This window comes from Streptomyces sp. NPDC088553, from assembly GCF_044752965.1.
Classification (GTDB): Bacteria; Actinomycetota; Actinomycetes; order Streptomycetales; family Streptomycetaceae; genus Streptomyces.
Window position 1 is genome coordinate 309197 of record NZ_JBIVMG010000002.1, and the last position, 19055, is coordinate 328251.

19 protein-coding genes, 1 pseudogene and 1 riboswitch are annotated in these 19055 nt (G+C 72.2%); of the genes and pseudogenes, 8 read left to right on the forward strand and 12 right to left on the reverse strand.

The features are described 5' to 3' along the window. Positions 1 to 22 precede the first annotated feature (22 nt). Positions 23 to 946 (reverse strand): SIS domain-containing protein, encoded by a 924-nt coding sequence (locus ACIP8Z_RS06570; protein WP_402079542.1) that lies wholly within the window; start codon positions 944 to 946, stop codon positions 23 to 25. A 148-nt stretch (positions 947 to 1094) separates the two neighbouring features. Between ACIP8Z_RS06570 and ACIP8Z_RS06575 the strand changes: the two genes are divergently transcribed. Together ACIP8Z_RS06575 and ACIP8Z_RS06580 are read left to right on the forward strand one after the other, a co-directional pair. Further along, positions 1095 to 1916 (forward strand): DeoR/GlpR family DNA-binding transcription regulator, encoded by an 822-nt coding sequence (locus ACIP8Z_RS06575; protein WP_402079545.1) that lies wholly within the window; start codon positions 1095 to 1097, stop codon positions 1914 to 1916. A gap of 177 nt (positions 1917 to 2093) precedes the next feature. Beyond that, entirely contained in the window at positions 2094 to 4118 is a 2025-nt protein-coding gene (locus tag ACIP8Z_RS06580; protein WP_402079548.1) for a phosphocholine-specific phospholipase C, read from the forward strand. Between the two features lie 85 nt (positions 4119 to 4203). Here the strand turns inward: ACIP8Z_RS06580 and ACIP8Z_RS06585 are convergent, their stop codons facing one another. Next, positions 4204 to 4806, reverse strand: coding sequence for a hypothetical protein (locus ACIP8Z_RS06585; protein ID WP_402079550.1), 603 nt, complete (start codon positions 4804 to 4806; stop codon positions 4204 to 4206). Between the two features lie 342 nt (positions 4807 to 5148). Continuing rightward, a riboswitch (cyclic di-AMP (ydaO/yuaA leader) is annotated at positions 5149 to 5332 on the forward strand. A gap of 5 nt (positions 5333 to 5337) precedes the next feature. Here ACIP8Z_RS06585 and ACIP8Z_RS06590 point away from each other — a divergent pair. Then, positions 5338 to 6240 (forward strand): transglycosylase SLT domain-containing protein, encoded by a 903-nt coding sequence (locus ACIP8Z_RS06590; RefSeq protein WP_402079552.1) that lies wholly within the window; start codon positions 5338 to 5340, stop codon positions 6238 to 6240. Here the strand turns inward: ACIP8Z_RS06590 and ACIP8Z_RS06595 are convergent. The 5 genes and pseudogenes from ACIP8Z_RS06595 to ACIP8Z_RS06615 all read right to left on the reverse strand — a co-directional run bounded on the left by ACIP8Z_RS06595 (position 6234) and on the right by ACIP8Z_RS06615 (position 10229). Next, positions 6234 to 7523 carry a phosphoribosyltransferase family protein gene (locus tag ACIP8Z_RS06595; RefSeq protein WP_402079554.1) on the reverse strand — a complete coding sequence of 430 codons (1290 nt, stop codon included), beginning with the start codon at positions 7521 to 7523 and terminating at the stop codon, positions 6234 to 6236. The two genes, ACIP8Z_RS06590 and ACIP8Z_RS06595, sit on opposite strands and share 7 nt — an antisense overlap. 117 nt (positions 7524 to 7640) lie before the next feature. Continuing rightward, positions 7641 to 8237, reverse strand: coding sequence for a hypothetical protein (locus ACIP8Z_RS06600; protein WP_402080800.1), 597 nt, complete (start codon positions 8235 to 8237; stop codon positions 7641 to 7643). Between the two features lie 236 nt (positions 8238 to 8473). Continuing rightward, positions 8474 to 8692 carry a universal stress protein gene (locus tag ACIP8Z_RS06605; protein WP_402079557.1) on the reverse strand — a complete coding sequence of 73 codons (219 nt, stop codon included), beginning with the start codon at positions 8690 to 8692 and terminating at the stop codon, positions 8474 to 8476. Positions 8693 to 8759: 67 nt separating this feature from the next. Further along, positions 8760 to 8858: pseudogene (locus ACIP8Z_RS06610) on the reverse strand (universal stress protein); the annotation flags it as partial. 606 nt (positions 8859 to 9464) lie between these two features. Next, positions 9465 to 10229, reverse strand: a complete 765-nt coding sequence (locus ACIP8Z_RS06615; RefSeq protein WP_402079560.1) for an alpha/beta fold hydrolase — start codon at positions 10227 to 10229, stop codon at positions 9465 to 9467. 160 nt (positions 10230 to 10389) lie between these two features. Between ACIP8Z_RS06615 and ACIP8Z_RS06620 the strand changes: the two genes are divergently transcribed. The 3 genes from ACIP8Z_RS06620 to ACIP8Z_RS06630 all read left to right on the forward strand — a co-directional run bounded on the left by ACIP8Z_RS06620 (position 10390) and on the right by ACIP8Z_RS06630 (position 14304). Further along, positions 10390 to 12996: a SpoIIE family protein phosphatase gene (locus ACIP8Z_RS06620; RefSeq protein WP_402079562.1), complete on the forward strand. Its 2607-nt coding sequence runs from the start codon at positions 10390 to 10392 to the stop codon at positions 12994 to 12996. Positions 12997 to 13107: 111 nt separating this feature from the next. After that, positions 13108 to 13356 carry a type B 50S ribosomal protein L31 gene (locus ACIP8Z_RS06625; protein ID WP_030317014.1) on the forward strand — a complete coding sequence of 83 codons (249 nt, stop codon included), beginning with the start codon at positions 13108 to 13110 and terminating at the stop codon, positions 13354 to 13356. A gap of 108 nt (positions 13357 to 13464) precedes the next feature. After that, a complete protein-coding gene (locus ACIP8Z_RS06630; protein ID WP_402079564.1) occupies positions 13465 to 14304 on the forward strand; it encodes an SDR family oxidoreductase in 840 nt (279 codons plus the stop codon). A gap of 129 nt (positions 14305 to 14433) precedes the next feature. Here ACIP8Z_RS06630 and ACIP8Z_RS06635 read toward each other — a convergent pair whose 3' ends face one another. Both ACIP8Z_RS06635 and ACIP8Z_RS06640 read right to left on the reverse strand, forming a co-directional pair. Further along, entirely contained in the window at positions 14434 to 14931 is a 498-nt protein-coding gene (locus tag ACIP8Z_RS06635; RefSeq protein WP_319317258.1) for a peptidylprolyl isomerase, read from the reverse strand. A 123-nt stretch (positions 14932 to 15054) separates the two neighbouring features. Next, on the reverse strand, positions 15055 to 15267 hold the full coding sequence (locus ACIP8Z_RS06640; protein WP_355970260.1) for a hypothetical protein: 213 nt from the start codon (positions 15265 to 15267) through the stop codon (positions 15055 to 15057). Between the two features lie 226 nt (positions 15268 to 15493). Here ACIP8Z_RS06640 and ACIP8Z_RS06645 point away from each other — a divergent pair, with 226 nt between their 5' ends. Continuing rightward, positions 15494 to 16015 (forward strand): hypothetical protein, encoded by a 522-nt coding sequence (locus ACIP8Z_RS06645; RefSeq protein WP_402079567.1) that lies wholly within the window; start codon positions 15494 to 15496, stop codon positions 16013 to 16015. Between the two features lie 66 nt (positions 16016 to 16081). Here ACIP8Z_RS06645 and ACIP8Z_RS06650 read toward each other — a convergent pair whose 3' ends face one another. From ACIP8Z_RS06650 to ACIP8Z_RS06660, 3 genes are all read right to left on the reverse strand, one after another. Further along, on the reverse strand, positions 16082 to 16591 hold the full coding sequence (locus ACIP8Z_RS06650; RefSeq protein ID WP_402079569.1) for an NUDIX domain-containing protein: 510 nt from the start codon (positions 16589 to 16591) through the stop codon (positions 16082 to 16084). A 285-nt stretch (positions 16592 to 16876) separates the two neighbouring features. Beyond that, positions 16877 to 17794, reverse strand: a complete 918-nt coding sequence (locus ACIP8Z_RS06655; protein WP_402079572.1) for a YhjD/YihY/BrkB family envelope integrity protein — start codon at positions 17792 to 17794, stop codon at positions 16877 to 16879. Between the two features lie 117 nt (positions 17795 to 17911). Next, a complete protein-coding gene (locus ACIP8Z_RS06660) occupies positions 17912 to 18385 on the reverse strand; it encodes a winged helix-turn-helix transcriptional regulator (RefSeq protein ID WP_402079575.1) in 474 nt (157 codons plus the stop codon). A 112-nt stretch (positions 18386 to 18497) separates the two neighbouring features. Between ACIP8Z_RS06660 and ACIP8Z_RS06665 the strand changes: the two genes are divergently transcribed. Beyond that, entirely contained in the window at positions 18498 to 19037 is a 540-nt protein-coding gene (locus tag ACIP8Z_RS06665) for a PaaI family thioesterase (RefSeq protein ID WP_402079578.1), read from the forward strand. Positions 19038 to 19055 lie beyond the last annotated feature (18 nt).

Sequence of the window (19055 nt, forward strand, 5' to 3'; positions counted from 1 at the left end):
GCGGGGCCGGTCCCAGAGGTGGTCAGGCCTGGACGTCGGTGAGCACGACCGAGCGGGTCAGGTTCCGCGGCGTGTCCGGGTTCAGGCCCTGGGCCTCCGCGACGGCCACCGCGAGCCGCTGGGCCCGGATCAGTTCGGCGAGCGGGTCGAGGTCGCTCTCGGCGAGGGTGCCGCCGACCTTGCGCACCTCGTCCGCGAGTCCGGCCGGCAGCGCGCCGAAGCCCCAGGTGACCCGGCCGGGACCGGTGATGCTGATGGGGCCGTGGCGGTACTCCATCGCCGGGTACGCCTCCGTCCACGCGCCCGCGGCCTCGCGCATCTTCAGACCGGCCTCCAGGGCGAGACCGTAGGTCCAGCCCATGCCGAGGAACGTGAACTGCTCGGCCGCGCGGACGTCCTCGCCGAGCGGGGAGACGAGCGCCAGTTCGGCGTCCCGCGCGGCCTCCTCGACGGTGGCCACCCCCTCGGGCAGGGCGTCCTCGGCCTCCAGGTGCGCACGGAGGAGGGCGAGCGCCGTGGTCGCGAAGCGGGTCTGGACCACCGACTCCTCGTCGGCGAAGTCCAGGACGGCGACCTCGTCGGCGAGGTCCATGACCGGAGTCGTGGGATCGGCCGTGATCGCGCCCGTGGGGATCGTGCCGCGCAGCCGGGACAGCACGCCGAGGACCTCACTGGTGGTGCCGGAGCGGGTGATGGCGACGACCCGGTCGTAGCCGCGCCCGTAGGGGAACTCGGAGGCGGCGAAGGCGTCGGTCTCCCCGTGGCCGCCGGACTCGCGCAGCTCGGCGTAGGCCAGGGCCATGAACCAGGAGGTGCCGCAGCCGATCACCGCGACCCGCTCGCCCCGTCGGGGCAGCGCGGAGGTGTGCTGGGGCAGCGTGCGGGCAGCCTGACGCCAGGTCGTCGGCTGGGACGCGATCTCCACGGCGGTACGGGTGGTGCTCATGCCGGTCTCCTTGCAAGAAGAGTGCACTGAAATGATGAAAGATGCTTGAAGTCCATGCCATTCAAGCAGAAACATGCATGCTCTTTCCAGGTCCCGCGCCCACCGACAGATAGAATCGGACGCGCGCACGAGCCCGAGGGAGGGACCCATGTCCAAGCACGAGCGGTGGAACACGCTCCTTGAACTACTCGCCGCCTCGGGGAAGCTGGAGGTCGAGGAGGCGGCGACCGCACTGGACGTGTCGGCCGCCACGATCCGCCGCGACCTCGACGAGCTCGCCGAGCAACAGTTGTTGATACGGACCCGGGGCGGCGCGGTCGCGCACGGCGTCTCGTACGAGCTGCCGCTGCGCTACAAGTCGACGCGGCACGCCGCGGAGAAGCGGCGGATCGCGGAGGCGGCCGCCGACCTGATCGCCCCCGGCGAGGTCGTCGGACTCAACGGCGGTACGACCACGACGGAGGTGGCGCGCGCCCTCGCCCTGCGGTTCGCGAGCGGCCGGGCCGACACCGCGGGGACGGCCGGGACGGCGGGAACGGCGAACTCCGGACCCGCCCTGACCGTGGTCACCAACGCGCTCAACATCGCCGGTGAGCTCGCCGTGCGCCCGCAGATCAAGATCGTCACCACCGGCGGCGTCGCACGCCCCCAGACGTATGAACTGGTGGGCCCCCTGACGGTCGGGGTGCTCAACGAGGTCGTGCTCGACGTGGTGGTGCTCGGGGTCGACGGGGTCGACGCCGGGCTGGGGGTGATGGCGCACCAGGAGGACGAGGCGAGCATCAGCCGACTCTTCGCGGAGCGGGCGAGCCGGGTCGTCGTGGTGACCGACTCCTCGAAGATGGGCCGCCGGGCCTTCGCGCGGATCTGTGGTCTGGACCGGATCGATCTGCTCGTGACCGACACGGGCATCGACGCGGAGGCGGTCGCCCAGCTCACCGAGGCCGGGGTGAAGGTCCTCGCCGTCTGAACCTTCGGACGCCATTGGTATGCAGTTGGACCAATCCACAGCCCTATATCCCTTGGATCCAGGGCGCCCCGGGCTGTTAATCCACTAATTACCGCACGGCTGTATACCTTTAAGCTCCCCTCCCTCATCATGTCTCCGACGTGCCGCCGGGGCACACCGTGACAGGAGAGGCGGAGCATGATTCCCATCAGCCGCAGAGGATTCGTCGGCATCGGCGCGGGGCTCGTGGCGGGCGCGGCGCTGCCGACGGCCCGGGCCTCCGCCGCCGCCAGGGGGGCCACCGGCACCCTCACCGACGTCCGGCACGTGGTGATCCTCATGCAGGAGAACCGCAGCTTCGACCACTACTTCGGCACCCTGCGCGGTGTACGGGGCTTCGGCGACCGCGCCGCGGGCAACATCCCCGGCGGCTGGGGCACGTTCAACCAGCCCAACTGGGGCGGCCGCCAGTACCCCTGGAAGCTCAGCGACACCCCGCCCGCCGGCGGTGTGGACGGCGAGACCCTCGCCCAGTGCAACGGCGACCTGCCGCACAGCTGGACCTCGCAGCACGCCGCCTGGAACAAGGGCCGCCTCGACAACTGGGTCACCGGCGTGGGCAACACCCGGACGCTCGGCCACCTCGACCGCGAGGACATCCCCTTCCACCACGCGCTCGCCGACCACTACACGATCTGCGACGCGTACTTCTGCTCGGCGCTGAGCGCCACCGGCCCCAACCGCACCTTCCTGTGGAGCGGGAAGATCGACGGCTCCAGCAAGGACGGCGGCGACGAGTCGGGACTCACCTGGGAGACGTACGCCGAGGCACTCCAGCGGGCCGGGGTGAGCTGGAAGGTCTACCAGAACGCCCAGGACAACTACGGCGACAACGGTCTCGCGTACTTCAAGAAGTTCACCGACGCTCGGCCCGGAGACCCGCTGTACGACCGCGGCATGGGCTCGGTCCCCAAGGTGACCGGCTCGACCCCGGACGACATCGCCGCCGCGATCCGCGCCGACGTCGTCGCGGGCACCCTGCCCCAGGTGTCGTGGGTGGTCGCGAGCGAGGCGTTCTCGGAGCACCCCTACGCACCGCCCGGGGACGGCGCGCACTTCGTCGACCTCGTCTACCGCGCGCTCGCCGCCGACGCCGATGTGTTCGACTCGACGGTGCTGTTCCTCAACTACGACGAGAACGACGGCTTCTTCGACCACGTGCCGCCGCCGGTCGCTCCCCCGGGCACCCCGGGCGAGTACCTCGACGGCGTACCGATCGGCCTGGGCTTCCGGGTCCCCATGATTGTCATGTCCCCGTGGACCCGGGGCGGCTGGGTCAGCTCGGAGGTCTTCGACCACACCTCGGTGCTGCGCTTCATGGAGACCTGGACGACCGCCCTCGGCACCCCGGCCACCTGCCCCAACATCAGTGCCTGGCGACGGAAGGTGACGGGCGATCTGACCGGCGTCTTCGACTTCGCCCATCCGGTGTACGGCGTACCGGCCGGCCTTCCCTCCACGGCTAAGGTCATCGGCCAGGCGACCTGCGGTCCGCTGCCGAACCCGGCGCCCCAGAACAACGCCCAGCCCGCACAGGAGCCCGGCACCCGGCCGGCCCGCGCCCTGCCGTACCAGGTGAACGGCAATCTCGACCGCTTCGAGTTCGGGGCCGCGGGCAAGATCCTCGCCTGGTTCTCGATGACGAACCAGGGCACCGAGGCCAAGCGGGCGGCCCACTTCTCGATCCACCCGCACCAGCACCGCGACACGGCCGCCTGGCAGTACACCGTCGACCCGGGCGGCACGGCCACCGACTACTTCAACATCGGCCTGGGATCGGGGTCCGGCAAGTACGACATCTCGATGATGGGCCCCAACCGCTTCCTGCGCCGGTTCATCGGGGACGCCTCCAAGGCCGGCAAGGCCATCGAGGTGACCTCCCGGTTCGCGACCGAGGCGGGGACGGGCCGGACGGCCCTGTGGTTCAAGCTGAGCAACACCTCGGCCGGACCGGTGACCTTCACGATCCGCTCGAACGCCTACCGCACCGACGGCCCCTGGACCTACACGGTCCCGGCCAACTCCACACGGGAGGACTTCTTCAACGCGGTCGCCTACAACAACGGCTGGTACGACTTCACCGTTCTGGCCGACATCGACGGGACCTGGTCGCGCCGGTACACCGGTCACATCGAGACCGGAGCTCCGAGCATCACCGGCTGATCCCGCCCCCGGATGCGGGGCGGCGGCCGCTTCGGCGCCGCCCCGCACCTGCGGACAGGCCATCAGGCATGGGGCGTCAGGGCCGTCAGCGTCCGGCGTGCGCCGCGCGGTGGATCGTCGCGTCGAGAAGGGCCACCGCCTCGGCGGCCGTACGGCCCGGGGCACGGTTCCACGGCCCGATCAGCTCGTGCCACCCCCGCGACCGGAGCTCGGCCATGATCCAGGCTGCCGCCTCGTTCATCGTGGCCGCGCTGCCGAAGCCGAGACGGTGCGCGGCGAGGAGGGCACCGCAGACACACCGGGCCCCGCGGCGGTCTCGCAGCTTGTACGGGGCGTTCTGCCAGCCCCACTCCGTCAGCACGAGGCGCGCGTAGCCGAGGTGGACCGAGGGGCGCAGCTCTGGCCGGCCGACACGGCGCCAGGCGTGCAGCCGGTCGGGCAGGACGGCCCCGATCCGGCCGGGGAGCCGATGCTCGGCGGGAGGGGACGGCGGCAGCGCTGCGAGCGCGTCGGCGACGAGCCGCTCCACCGGCACGGTGAGCAGGTCACGCCAGCTCTCCACGGCGGGCGCGGACACCGGCGGCTCGGTCCAGTCCGTGACGATCCGCTGCCAGGTGGCGCTCTCGTAGAGGGCGGCGGCCTCACGGTCGAGGGTCTCGGGGGTGAGCAGGGAGGCGGAGGGCGACATCCGGGCGGCTCCTCGGTCGGGGTGACTCCATCTTTCACGAGGAATGTCGGTTTTGCGACTTATGCCCTTGAGTGCCCACGCGGCCGAACGGGGCCTTATCGCCCACTACCCCATTAACAGAATTAACGTGCATATTCGGACATTGAGCACCTGGTGATGCGACTCACTTTCCAGAAGACTCCCCGGTGATCGGAATCCGCGCAGGCCGTGCGGGACAAGGAAGTTCGATGCGCGGGAGTCGCCCTCGATCTTGAATTCCATGAATTCGGTGATCCTTTCACCGACCCCTGGACCCAGATCCTCTTGTTCTCGGTCGCATTACTGGCCTACGGTCACCTCCATTCGAGCGGATCGCCGAATCCTGCCACCGTTCGAAATACCTCCCTTTCACCCGACGGCAGGAGCGGGGGACCCACGAATACGCCGGCCCGGATTCCGGAACGGCTCGGGGTGAAGCCGCGTGCGCGCGGCCGGACATCTCCAGTCCGAACCCGACAGCTCACCCCGAAGGCGCCGGAGAGGAATCCCGTCATGCCTGCTCACGGTAAGCACCGCCGCCCCCGCCGCCGCCCCGTCTCGCGTGGACTCGCGCTCGTCGGCACGGGCGGAGCCGCTCTCGCCCTCCCGCTCATCGCCCCGGCTGTGGCCGGCGCCGCGCCTGTCTCCGGAGCTCCGGAAACCGCCGCCAAAACCATCACCGCCCCCGCCGCCCCGGTCGCCACGAAGGCCGCCGCGAAGGCTCCCGCCGCTCCCGCCGCCGCGCGCACCTACACGGTCGTCAGTGGCGACTCGCTTTCTCTGATCGCCCAGAAGAAGGGAATTCAGGGCGGCTGGAAGGGTCTTTACCGCGCCAACAAGAGCGTCGTGGGTGACAATCCGTCACTTATTCACCCGGGCCTCGAACTGACGCTTCGTCCGGGTTCCGTGAAGGTCGCCGCTCCCGCGAAGGCCGCGGCTCCCACGAAGGCGAAGAAGACCGCCACGACCGAACGGGCGAGCCGCTCCGAGCGCCGGAGCGCCACCCCGGCCGTCGCCACCACCGGTGCCTCGGCCGCCGCTCCCGCGGCCGCCGCCGCTCCGGTCCAGGCCGTGCCCGTCGCCGCCACCCAGTACGCGAACAACCTCGACGGCTGGATCCGCGAGTCGCTGGACATCATGGCCCAGCGCGGCATCCCCGGCTCGTACGAGGGGATCCACCGCAACATCATGCGGGAGTCCTCCGGCAACCCCCAGGCCATCAACCTCTGGGACTCGAACGCCGTGGCCGGCACGCCCTCCAAGGGGCTGCTCCAGGTCATCGAGCCGACCTTCCTGGCCTATCACGTGCCCGGCACGTCGATGGACCTGTTCGACCCGGTCGCCAACATCACCGCCGCCTGCAACTACGCGGCCGACCGCTACGGCTCCATCGACAACGTCAACGGCGCCTACTGATCCCGGAAGTGCCCGGTGAACCAGGAGGTGGCGAGCTCCGCCACCTCCTCCAGGGCACCCGGCTCCTCGAAGAGGTGCGTGGCGCCCTCCACGACCTCCAGCCGGCTCTCGCAGCGCAGCAGCGACTCGGCCCGCCGGTTGAGGTCCAGGACCAGCGCGTCCCTGCCTCCGACCACGAGCAGCGTCGGGGCCTTCACCCGCGCCAGGTGGTCGGCCGCGAGGTCCGGCCGGCCACCGCGTGAGACGACGGCGGCCACGGAGGACTCGGGGTCGCCCGCCGCCCACAGCCCGGCGGCCGCTCCCGTACTGGCCCCGAAGTAGCCCAGCGGGAGACCGTCGCTCTCCGGCCGCCCGGCGAGCCACTCCGTGGCGCGGGCGAGCCTGCCGGCGAGCAGCGGGGTGTCGAAGACATGCGCCCGGTCGACCGCCTCGGCCTCGGTGAGCAGGTCGAACAGCAGCGTTCCGAGTCCCGCCCGGTTGAGCGCCCCCGCCACCGCCCGATTGCGGGGACTGTGGCGGCTGCTCCCGCTGCCGTGGGCGAACAGGACGATGCCGGTCGCGCCCTCGGGCACCGCGAGTCGTCCGGCGAGCGTGACACCGTCGGCGACGGGGATCCGTACGTCCGCGTCCTGGACGACCGGTCCGTGCGCGGCGCGGATCCGGTCGAGACAGGCGATGACCTCCGCGTCCGGGGTCTGCGTGAAGTCCTGGTAGAACTGTCCGATCGCGTAGAAGATCTCCGGCGCGTGCACGCTCACCGTCTCGTCGGCCTCACCCCCGAGCCGGGCCGTCCATCCGCGGGGCGCCACCGGCACCGCGAGGATGATCCGGGCGGCGCCCCGGGCCCGTACCACCCGGCAGGCCGCCAGCGCCGTGGCGCCCGTGGCGAGACCGTCGTCCACGACCAGGACCGTTCGGCCTCCCAGGGGAACGGAAGGCCTGCTGCCCCGATAGCGGCGGGCCCGCAGATCGAGCTCGGCGTGCTCGCGCTCCTCGACCGCGGCCAGTTCACGCGCCCCGACCCCGGCCTCGTGGAGCACCCGCTCGTTCACCACCCGTACGCCACCCTCGCCGAGCGCGCCCATCGCCAGCTCCGGCTGCTGGGGCACCCCCAGCTTCCGCACCAGACAGATGTCGAGCGGGGCATCGAGGGCGTCGGCCACCTCTGCCGCCACCGGCACCCCACCCCGCGGCAGACCGAGCACCACGACGTCATGGCCCTTGAGGTGGTCGAGCCGGGCGGCCAGCTGCCGACCGGCGTCGGTGCGATCACTGAAGAACATGGCCCGCCGTCCTTCCGCCTGCACGGCTCCGGGCTCGGGAAGGAACGCCGTGCTCCGTCCCCTGCCCGTCCCTCCAGGGTAAGACGCCCCTTCCCCGGCGGGCGGGTGAGCCGGCCGTCAGCGGGACTGGAGGGCGTCGAGGGCCACCGCCTGGGCTATCGCGAGCCGCCGGTCGAGCTCCGGGTCCGCTATGTCGAGCACGTACCGGTCGCGGAGACCGAAGAGCTTCTCCACGGACATCACCGAGCGGCCCGACTCGGTGAAGTCGAAGTGGTAGGGCACGACGAAGGGAAGCAGGTCGGCGTAGGGGAGGAACTCCCAGGCACGCCGCAGCAGCGCGAGGCCCTCGCTCCGCTCCTGCCCGGTCGTCTCCCCCTCGGCGCCCTCTCGGCTCAGGTGCCAGGTGCTGCGCAGCAGGGAGGCGCCGAAGTTCTTCCGGAAGCTGCCCAGCCGGGTTCCGGACGCTCCGTGGACGTCGTAGGTCGCGCCGAGGTCGACGACCTGGCGGGCCTTGAAGGTGAAGAGGACCTGGCGCCGGGACTCGTCGGTGTAGAAGGTGACGTGCTCCTTGAAGGCCAATCTCTTCTGATGGGCGAAGGCGACGAGTTCGCCCTCCTCGCCGTCCGCTCCCGCGGTGTGCACGAGGTAGCGGTTGGCCATGGGCGTCACCTTCTGCCGGACGAGGAAGCGGTGCTGCGTCTGCGCGAGGCCCATCGAACGTGCTCCTGCTGGTCGTGGGCGGGTCGGTGCGGGACCCGCCCCGTGAGGTCGTGAGCACGATGATCCGGTGTCGAGGGGCCGCACCGCTGTCCTCGAAAGTCGTCGCCCTCTTCGACGTTCGGATGAGATTCCTCGACGCCGACGCCGACGCCGACGCCCATGCCGGTACCGACGCCCATGCCGATGCCGATGCCGAAGTCGACGCCGAGCCGGCGACGGCGGCCGCGCCGTCAGCCCGGCCGTTCCACGGCCTCCCCGCGCACCACCGCGACCGGGCACTCCGCATGCTGGAGGAAGAGCGGCGTGAGATCCGCCGGTCCCGTCGCCGGCGTCCACGCGTGCACCACGCGCAGCTCCGCGCCGCGGGCGGCCGCCTCCGCGCAGGCGAAGTCCACAGCGGCGCGGGAGTCCACGGAGCCGTCGACCGCCGGCAGAACGGGCCCGCTCACGGCCGCGTACGCCGAGGACGGGGGCACGCGGCGTGCGCCGCGAGATGGACGGCGCGACCGAGCCGAGCAGCAGCCCGGTGAAGGCACCCATGCCCCGGCTGCCGACGACCACGAGCGCGGCCGACCGCGAGCGGGTGGCCAGGACGGTGAGCGGTTCGCCGACCACGATCTCCCGGCGACATCGATGTCAGGGGCGGTCGTACGGCCCCGGGCCACGGCCGTGTCGACGATGTCCTGGGCTGCTGACGGAGGCCTCCGTCAGGCGGGCCGTACGGGGAAGGGCCGAGGGGCACCTTGAGCGGCGGCCAGATGAAGGCGTGGACGACGCTCAGACCGGTACCGCGCAGCCTGGCCTCGCGCGCCGGGGCCTCCACGGCCCGCAGCGCGGAGTCGGAGCCGCCGACCCCGACCAGTACCCGTTCCCTGTCCTGGCCCCGGCCGCCCCGGCCGCCCTGGCCGCCGTCACCCGGGCTCCGGGCCACGGCCGGGGTTCGGGCACCCTGCGTGCCCTGACTCTCATCCCGAACGTGACCCTCACCCTCACCCTGAACCTGACCGTGAAGGTTCTCGCCGCGACCGTCCCTGCGGCCACCCCGCGGCCGTCCCCGCCGCCGTCCCCGCCCCGCTCGCGCCCCGCTCCGCCATCCCTCTCCCGCCCTTCCGCTCCTCCGGCCGGTGCGCGCAGCGCACGCGCCCTTCACGGGTCGGGTGCCCGGCGGCCGGGGGGTGTCACCCGGGACCGAAGTCCCCGGTGACGCCCCGGAAGGTTCCGTCAGGCGGCGAGAAAGGCCTCGATGGCCTCGGCGAGCGCCTGCGGGGTCTCCTCGGGCGCGTAGTGGCCGGCGTCCTTGAGGACCTCCAGACGCGCGTTGGGGTACCAGCGCAGCCAGGTCGCCTCCATCGCCTCGGCGCCGAGCGCCGGGTCGTGGGCGCCGACGACGAGCAGCACGGGGGCCGGGTTGTCGCGGACGCGCTCGTGGAAGTCCGTGCGCGACCAGGAGTCCAGGTAGGCCCGGAAGGCCGTGGCCGAGGAGCGTTGCACGGAGCGCTCGACGAGGGTGCTCAGCCAGGCGTCGTCGTACCGGCCGCCGGTGGTGTTGTCGATGATCGCGCGCCGGTTGGCCGCCTTCTCGGCGGCGCCGGCGAAGAGGTCCCAGGTCTCGCCGTCCATGGGGAAGCCGGCCGCGGAGACGGGCGAGATGCCGATGATCGAACGGACGCGGTCGGGGGCGTCGAGGAGCATCAGCTGCGCGGCCTTGCCGCCCATCGAGTGCCCGACGACGGAGAAGGAGTCCCAGCCGAGGTCGTCCGCGACCGCGAACGCGTCGGCCGCGACCTCCTCCATCGTGTACGCGCCCGCGTGGTCGAGCGCCTCGCCGTAGCCGCGGCAGTCGACGAAGGCGTAGGAGCCCGAGGCGTCGTTCAGATGGGCCCGCAGCGGGGCGAAACTGGTGCGGTCGCCGAACCAGTTGTGGAGCACGAGGGCCCGCCTCGGACCCTCGCCCTGCACCTCGTACGGAAGAACCCGGCCCGTCATCCTGCCCCCTGGTCATGAGGTGGTGTAGCGCGCCCTGCGGCGCCGGTCGACGACCGAGTGTGACGGCGCGGACGCGTGTGGTCAACACCCCTCCTGTCCGGACCCGGCAGGGAAGGGGTCCGGGATGCGGTGCCTTTCCGGTGAGGCGCATCCTGGCTGTGTGACCTCGCACGGCACGACCGCCCCCGGCCCGGCGGGCAGTAGCGGGCGTCCGTCCGGGAAAGGAGCTGCCGACGGGCCCCTTTCCGGCGCTCTGACCTGGACGCTCGCCGAGGCGGCGCTGCGGGCGGTCGACGAGGTCGGAGGCTACGCCGGCGGGGTGTACCTGCGCTCCGGAACACCCGGACTGTTGCGGATGGCGGCCCTGGTGGGGCTGCCGGGTCCCTTGTTCCGCCCATGGTTCCGCATGCACACGAACCGGCCCTTCCCGATCGCCGAGGTCCATCGCTCCGGACAGGCCGTCCACCTCCATGACGTCGAGGAGGCGATGCGGCGGTTTCCGCAGCTGGTGGCCAGCCTGCCGTTCCCCTTCGCCTCGCTGTACACGCCGGTCGTCGCCGGTCGGGAACGGTACGGCGTCCTCGTGGCGCTGCGGGCGCCGACGCCCGGGGTCCCGGTGGACACCCGCGACCGGAACCGGATGATGCGGGGCGGTCTGCAGCTCGGCGAGGCCCTCGCCGAGCTGGCCCGCCAGGGGACGACCCTCGAATGGCCCGGCGACCCGGTGTGCGTACAGCTCTCCACCTCGGGCGCGCCGCCGGTCCGCTTCGGTTCGTTCGACTGGGACCTCGACACCGGCATGGTCACGCTGGACGCCGGCCTCCTGGCGATCCTCGGCGCCGACGTGCCCTCGCCGTGCCCGATCGACGTCCTCACCTCGCTCCTGGAGCCGGAGGACGGGTACGCGCTGTGGGCGGCGGCCCGGCAGGCGACGGGGCCGGACGGGCGACCCGTGGTGCGCCGGATCCGGCTGAAGGGCCCGGACGGAGGCCTGCACCTGCTCGAGCTCTCCACGCGGGCGCGTAAGACCTCACCGGGCGCGGCGACGAGCACGGGTGCGGGAGGAGCGGGCGCGGTTGCAGGGGGAGAAGCGGCGCCCCGTCTCGGCATCGGCGGCGTCAGCACCGGTCTGCGGCTGACCTGCACCCTCGTCGACCTCGGTACGGGTCTGATCGGCTCCGACGCCACGGACCGGCTTCCGCGGGCGATCCTGGCGATCGACCGCCTCGGACGCGTCACCTACGTCAACGAGCGCACCGAGCGGCTGCTCGGCCGTCCCCGCGCGGCCCTGGCGGGAAGGCCCCTGTGGGAGGCCTTGCCCTGGTTCGGTCTCCCGTTCCACGAGGAGCAGCTCCGCGCCGCGATGCTCTCCGGTGACCCGGTGCGTTTCCTGGCCCGCCCCGAGCGGAGTCAGTGGCTTTCGGTCTCCCTCCACCCCGGGCGGGACGGCGTGACCATGGTCCTGGTCCCGGAGAACGATCCGGGCCGGCCCACCCGGGACCACCCCAAGGCCACGGGGCCGACGGCCGACACCTTGTCCCTGCCCGACGACCAGGTCTCGGCCCTGTACCGGCCGGTGGCCCTGGCGATCGCGCTGTCCGAGGCGGTGACGGCCCGCCAGGTGTCGGCGGTCGTGACGGAGGAGCTGCTTCCGGCGTTCGGCGGGCGTCAGCTGGCCATTTACCTGCTGAGCGACCGCCGGCTGTACCTGGCCTGGGAGACGGGGTTCCCGCCGGGCTTCCTCGAACCCTTCGACGGCGTGGCCCTGGACGCTCACGTGCCCGGTGTGGAGACGCTCACGACGGGCAGGCCGCTGTTCTTCGAGTCGATGAAGCAGCTGGGCCGCAGGTATCCGGATCTGCCCCTGGACGCGCACTCGGGGGCGCGGGCGTTCCTGCCCCTGATCGCCTCCGGCCGGCCGGTCGGCTCCTGCATCCTCGGCTTCGACCGGCCGCGCGGGTTCAGTTCGGAGGAGCGCACCGTCCTCACGGCGCTCGCGGGCCTCATCGCGCAGGCCCTGGAGCGGGCCCAGCGGTACGACACGGAGTCGGCGGTCGCGCGCGGCCTCCAGGACGCGCTGCTCCCCCACCGGCTTCCGGTCCGCGAGGGCGTGGAGACGGTGGGCCGCTATCTGCCGGGCACGCAGGGCATGGACGTCGGCGGGGACTGGTACGACGTCATCGAGACGGGGCGGGGACGCCTCGCGCTCGTCATCGGTGACGTCCAGGGGCACGGGGTGGCGGCCGCCGCCACGATGGGGCAGCTGCGCAGCGCCGTACGGGCCTTCGCGCTGGCCGGTCATCGGCCGCAGGACGTGATGCGGGGGACCAACCGGCTCCTCATCGACCTGGATCCCGGGCAGTTCGCGAGCTGTTGTTACGTACTCCTCGATCCGAAGTCGGGGCAGCTGCGGGCGGTTCGGGCCGGGCATCCGCCGCCGTTGCTCATGCATCCGGACGGGGTGACGGAGCGGGTCGAGCTGGCGGGCGGGATGGTGCTGGGGATCGACGTCCGTGCCTCGTATCCGGTGACGCGGCTGCAGCTGGACCCGGGTGGGGTGCTCGCGCTGTTCACGGACGGGCTCGTGGAGAAGCCCGGCCAGGACATCGACGACGGGATCGAGCAGTTGCGCCGGGCGCTCGCGGCGACCACGTCGATGCCGCTCGCGGAAGCGGCCGACCGGGTGATCCGGGACGCCCGGCAGGTCACGTCCCGACCGGACGACATCGCGCTGCTGCTCGCGGCGCGCCGGCCGGAACACGACTGACGGTCACCCGGTCGGGCCCGTGGCGCTGGTCGGTCGCCGTGGGCACGGGGAGGCTGGGGGTGCCGTGCCGATCAGGCCGGACGAGCCAGGGCGTGAGCCCGAGGAGGACACGTGCAGCAGGACAAGCAGCCCGAGTACGGCCCGGTGGTCTTCCGTGACCGCTCGGCCGGGTACGCCTTTCTGACCCGGTCCACCGCGACCAGCGACCGGACCATCGAGTGGGACGACGGCAACACGTACCCCGTGATCGACGTCGAGATCTCCTCCGAGAGCCACCCCTTCTACACGGGCACCGCGCGGACGGTGGACTCCGAGGGCCGGATCGCCAAGTTCGAGCGGCGCTTCGGCGAGGAGAGCTGAGAACTCCGTGAAACTGGCCAGAAGATGGCCAGTTCGCCTTCCAGGATGAGGTCACGAAGACGGCGGAGCGCTCGCGCTCCGCCGGTGACTCCCTGGAGGGGAAGAACTGTGATCCTGGTGACCGGAGCGACCGGAAACGTCGGACGACCGCTGGTGGAGCTGCTGGCCGCGGCCGGTGAGCGCGTGACGGCGGTGAGCCGTCGGCCGGCCGGCGGGCTGCCCGCGGGGGCGACTCACCGGCAGGGGGACCTGGCCGATGTGGACGGTCTCAAGGGGCTGTTCGAGGGCGCGGAGGCGGTGTACCTGCTCGTCGCGGGTCTCGGGGACGAGCTGGATCCGCGCGAGATCGTCGCGGCGGCGGTGGCCGCCGGGGTGCGGCGGATCGTGTTCCAGTCCTCGCAGCTGGTGGGGACGCGGACCGATTCGGTGTCGCACGACGTCCTGCGTGGATTCGAGGCGGCGGTACGGGAGTCGGGGCTGGCCTGGACCGTGCTGCGGCCGGGTGGTTTCGCCTCGAACGCCTTCCTCTGGGCCGAGCAGGTCCGTTCCGCGCGTACGGTGGCGGCTCCGTTCGCCGATGTGGCGCTGCCGGTGGTGGACCCGCTGGACATCGCCGGCGTCGCGGCGGAGGCGCTGCGCGACCCGGCGGCACACGCGGGTCGGACGTACGTCCTGACGGGGCCGGTGGCGGTGTCGCCTCGGGAGCAGGTGCGGGCCCTGGCCGGCGTGGTGGGCGACCCGGTCGCGTTCGTGGCGCTGAGCGCGAGCGAGGCCCGGTCCCAGCTGGTGCGGTTCCTGCCGGAGGACGCCGTCGACGGGATGCTGTCGGTGATGGGCGAGCCCAGCGCGGAGGAGCAGCGGGTGAGTCCCGACGTGGAGCGGGTCCTCGGCCGGGCGCCGCGACCGTTCGCGGCGTGGGCGGAGCGCAACGCGCCCGCCTTCACCTGAGGGACGGCGGCGCGGGGCGGGATACCTCGGCGAGGGCGGGGACGCGCGTCGCTCGGACGGCGTGCCCCGCCCCGGCCGGGTGGGGCGAGCGAGGGCGCGCGGCGCCCTCGGCTCAGCTCGGAAAGGCGATCAGGCCTTCACGATGCCGGACTCGGCGACCTTGATGACCGCGGAGGTGGCGCCGGAACGGGAGCCGAGGCCCTCGATCTTCTTGACCAGGTCCTGGCCCTCGACGACCTCGCCGAAGACGACGTGCTTGCCGTCGAGCCAGTCGGTGACGATCGTGGTGATGAAGAACTGCGAGCCGTTGCTGTTCGGGCCGGCGTTGGCCATCGAGAGCAGGAACGGGCGGTCGTGCTTCAGCTTGAAGTTCTCGTCGGCGAACTTCTCGCCGTAGATGCTCTTGCCGCCGGTGCCGTTGCCACGGGTGAAGTCGCCGCCCTGCAGCATGAACTGCGGGATGACGCGGTGGAACGGGGAGCCGGCGTAACCGAAGCCGTGCTCGCCGGTGGCGAGCTCGCGGAAGTTCTGCGCGGTCTTCGGGACGTCCTGGTCGAACAGCTGGAACACGATCCGGCCCGCGGGCTCGTCGTTGATGGTGATGTCGAAGTAAACGTTGTCGCTCATGGGGACATCCTGTCATTAGTCACGCACGGCGCGCGCACGGGCCGCCTCCTCCCGGGTCACGGCGTGCCGGTGCCCCGCGGCCCGTCGGGGGCGCGGGGCACCGGTCGTCGCGGGTGGCACGGGTCAGAGCAGCCCGCCCGCGCCGGGGGCGGGCAGGGTGCTCTGGGCGCCCTGGACGGTGTCGAGGACGGTGTCGACGCCCTGGTCCTCCTGGAGGAGGCCGGTCGCACCGCCCAGGGGGTTCTCGGCGGCGTTGGCCTGCGGCGGAGGCGTGACGAGGGCCGTGACGACGCCTGCGGCGAGGGAGGCGATGGCGAGCATGCTGCGCTTCTTCATGCCCTGGTCAACTGCTGAGCGGCCGAGGAGTTACGGGCTACGCCGGATCCGGACGAACAGCCCACCCACCGGCCACCACGGCCCCAGGCGCACGCCCCTCGTACGCGCACACACACGCGCCCAGAAAGGCGAATAAATACCCCATATCAGGTGGAACCATAGCGTGTGGGTGGATGTCTCTCTCAGTGACACCACTGTCCCCGGAGCAACAGAAATGGGGGACGTCATGCATCACCGTCACACCCTCGCGGCCGTCGCCGCGGGAATCCTGCTGACCGCCGGCATCGGCGCCACGATCCCGGCCGGCGCCACGAACGCCCCGTCCCCGAGCTCGTCGACGCAGGCCACGGCCCTGGTCGTCAACGCCCGCTGGGGCGGCCACGCGACCTTCGACCGGCTCGTGATCGACGTACGGGGTGCCATGCCCCCGGTCACCGTGCGTCAGGTCGGCGCGCTGTACTACGACGGCTCGGGCGGGCGGGTCCCGCTGGCGGGCAAGCAGTTCCTGGAGATCCGCCTCTCCCCCGCGGCCGCCCACGACGACGCCGGAAGGTCCGTCTACCAGGGACCCCGGCTGCTGAAGATCCATCTGCCCGCGCTCAAGGGGGTCGCCCTGACCGGCGACTTCGAGGGTGTGGTCACCATCGGAGCCGCCTTCGACACCAAACCCGCCTACAAGACCTTCCGGCTGCACTCGCCGGAGCGCCTCGTGGTCGACATCGCCCACCCGGTGGGCTGCCGGGCCTGAGGGGTCCGGCCGGAGGCGGGGCCGTTCGGAGGGCCGGCCCCGCCTCCGTACTCCTCCCTCGCACGCCTACGGCCGGTCCCCTTCGGAGCCGGTCTCCAGGTAGAACGGGATGCCCGTCCTGCGGGCCCGGTCGGTGGCCGCGAGGCGGGAGAACTCGCGCGGCTCCATCTCCCGCTCCCACTCGTCGAGCGTGCGCAGGCGGTACTCGCTGTGCTCCCCGGGGTCGAGGACGACACCGGCGATCTGCTCGTCCGTCAGCTCACCGCCGTCGAAGACGAAGCCGATGTGGTTGGCCGGCCAGTCCTCGCCCCGGTCGGTCACGAAGTGGGTGCCGAGCAGCCGCGGTTCGCCGGCGAAGGTGATCCCGGTCTCCTCGTGGCACTCGCGTACGGCCGTCTCCCAGGGGGTCTCCCCCGGGTCCATGTTCCCGCCGGGCCACTGCCACAGCTCGGTGTCGTAGCTGGCGCGCAGCTGGAAGGGGCGGCCTCGGGTGTCGGTGAAGTAGAGGCAGGCGTATGCCGTCGCTCTCGGCAGGGTCGCGACGTACTCGACGGGCGGCAGCCAGATGTTCGCCATGGGCGGCTCTCTTTCGACGGGCCGATGGGATCACCCTCATCCAAGCGGTCCGGGGGACGGCGCCAGGCCGCTCGGGGGTGGATCACCGGATCGTGTGATCAATTTCCCGCCGGTCCGGGCCGTGCTTTGTCAGGTCGCCACCGTCGGAGCTCTGTCAGGTCGCCACCCGTCGGACCTCCGGCGTCAGGAGGCCGGGCGGCGTTCATCGGACCAGGGGTGCACGACCAGGGGTGACAGGGCGGGCGCTCGGGCCGGTCGGAGTGGTCGGGCCGATCGGGCGGGGGGTCAGGCGCCGGTCGGGGGGTCGCGGCGCAGGCGCCGGTCGAGCAGGCGCTCGTGGACCAGGCGGCCGACGAGGGCGCTTCCGTACACGACGAAGCCGACGCCGACGAGCCATGACTGGAGGACGAGGACGGTGCCGAACTGGCCGTACGTGACCGCGTTCGAGGCGATGAGCGGGGAGAAGACGAGCTGGGAGAAGATCCGCAGCCCGAGCAGGCCGAGCGCGGTCAGGACGGCTCCCGGGGCGAGGGCGCGCCAGCGGATGCGTCCGCAGAGCAGGAACTGCTGCGACCACCAGAAGAAGAGGAACGTGCCGACGAGGTCGCCCAGGGCGACGAGAGCGGTGACCATCGCCGGGGACTCGGCCGGTGCGGGGGTGGCGACGAACAGGAGCAGACAGGCGACGAGGACGGCCAGCCAGACGACGTGCCGCCACATGGTGTGCCAGCGGGCCGTGGGGAGGTCCCAGGCCCGCTCGTACCCGGTCTGGACGGCGGATCCGAAGGTGACGCCGAAGGCCGCGAGGGCGGCGAGGCCGAAGGCGGTGGTGCGTTGCAGGGCCTGCCCCGGCTGCCCGAAGAGCCGCTCGACCTCCTCCTCGGAGACCTCGGAGACGCCGAGGCCCTGGACGAGCCAGCGGGCGAAGCCCTGACCGCTGGCGAGATCGGCCGCGGCGATGACGATGAGGAGCGGCACGAGGGTGAGCAGGCTGAGCGCCGCGAAGCCCATGGCGCGGTGCATGAGTTCCATGGCGCGGCCGCGGTTCCAGGCGAGCCCGACGGGTGAGACGAGGGCGCGGGTGTGGAGTCGCCGCAACCAGTGGCCATGTTCATGACCGTGCTCGCGGTCGTGTTCTCGGCCGTGCTCGGGGCCGTCTTCGGCGGGGGCACCGTCGTACGGCGGACCGGGTGTGGAGGGCATGCCTCGTGAGGTACCCGGCTGGGCGGTGGGACATCGCAGGGGTGCGGCCGAACGGGTGCCGGGGCGGGAGGATTCGGTGGATCCAGGGGCTCGCCCGACGGACGGCCCGGCCGGGTGTCAGGGGGTGAGCGGGCGGGCGCCGGGGCCGGGGCGGACGGTGACGTCTCGGGCGGCCAGGGTGGCCCGTTCCTCGCCCTCGCACTGGACGACGACGCGGACGGGGGATCCGCAGTCGGTGTGCCGGATGTCGAGGACCGGCCCCTCCGGCTCCGCCGCGTGGGTGTCACCCCACTGCTTGAGCGCCAGGAGTACGGGCCAGAGGTCGACGCCCTTGCGGGTGAGCCGGTACTCGTACCGGGTCCGGGAACCGGGTTCCCGGTACGGCTCCGCCCGCAGCACTCCGGCCGCGACCAGCTTGCGGAGCCGGTCGGCGAGGACGGCCTCGGAGAGCCCGAGGTGCCGGCGGAACTCGTCGTAGCGGCGGACGCCGTTGAAGGCGTCGCGCAGGATCAGCAGGGTCCACTTCTCGCCCACGAGGTCCAGGGCGCGGCGGACCGGGCAGTTCTCCGTGTCCGTCTCCAGCCACTTCATCGTCACACTGTAGCCACCTGACTGTGTCGTTGACAGTCAGCTTTCAGGACAGCTAGCTTCGCAGTACAGAGCCAGCTGGGAATCAGCCGGCCACGTCGGGCGGAGAGTGGTCATGGGGCGGTCGCGCACGGTCGAGTGGGAGGACGCCGGAGCCACCGCACGGGCCGCCGGGACGATGGCGGGCCTCGACTTCCTGCGGGAGATGGTGGCGGGACGCCTGCCGGGGCCCCCGATCGCGGCGCTCCTCGGCTTCGGCCTCGAGGAGGTCGAGGACGGACGCGCGGTGTTCACCTTCGAGCCGGGTGAGGAGCACTACAACCCGATCGGCAGCGTGCACGGCGGGGTCTACGCGACCCTGCTCGACTCGGCCGCCGGCTGCGCGGTCCACTCGACGCTCCCGCTGGGCACGGCGTACACCTCGCTCGACCTGTCGACCCGCTTCCTCCGGCCGATCACGGTCGACACGGGCAAGGTGCGGGCGATCGGCACGGTGATCTCACGCGGGCGCAGGACCGCGCTCGCGGAGGCGGGCCTGTACGACGCGGAGGACCGGCTGCTCGCCCACGCGACCAGCACGTGCATGCTCTTCCCGGTCCCGGCGGGGGGGTTCGGGGAGCACGCGCGCGTAGAGCCGTCCGGGCGGAGGCTCTGACGGGACCGGTATCGGTTC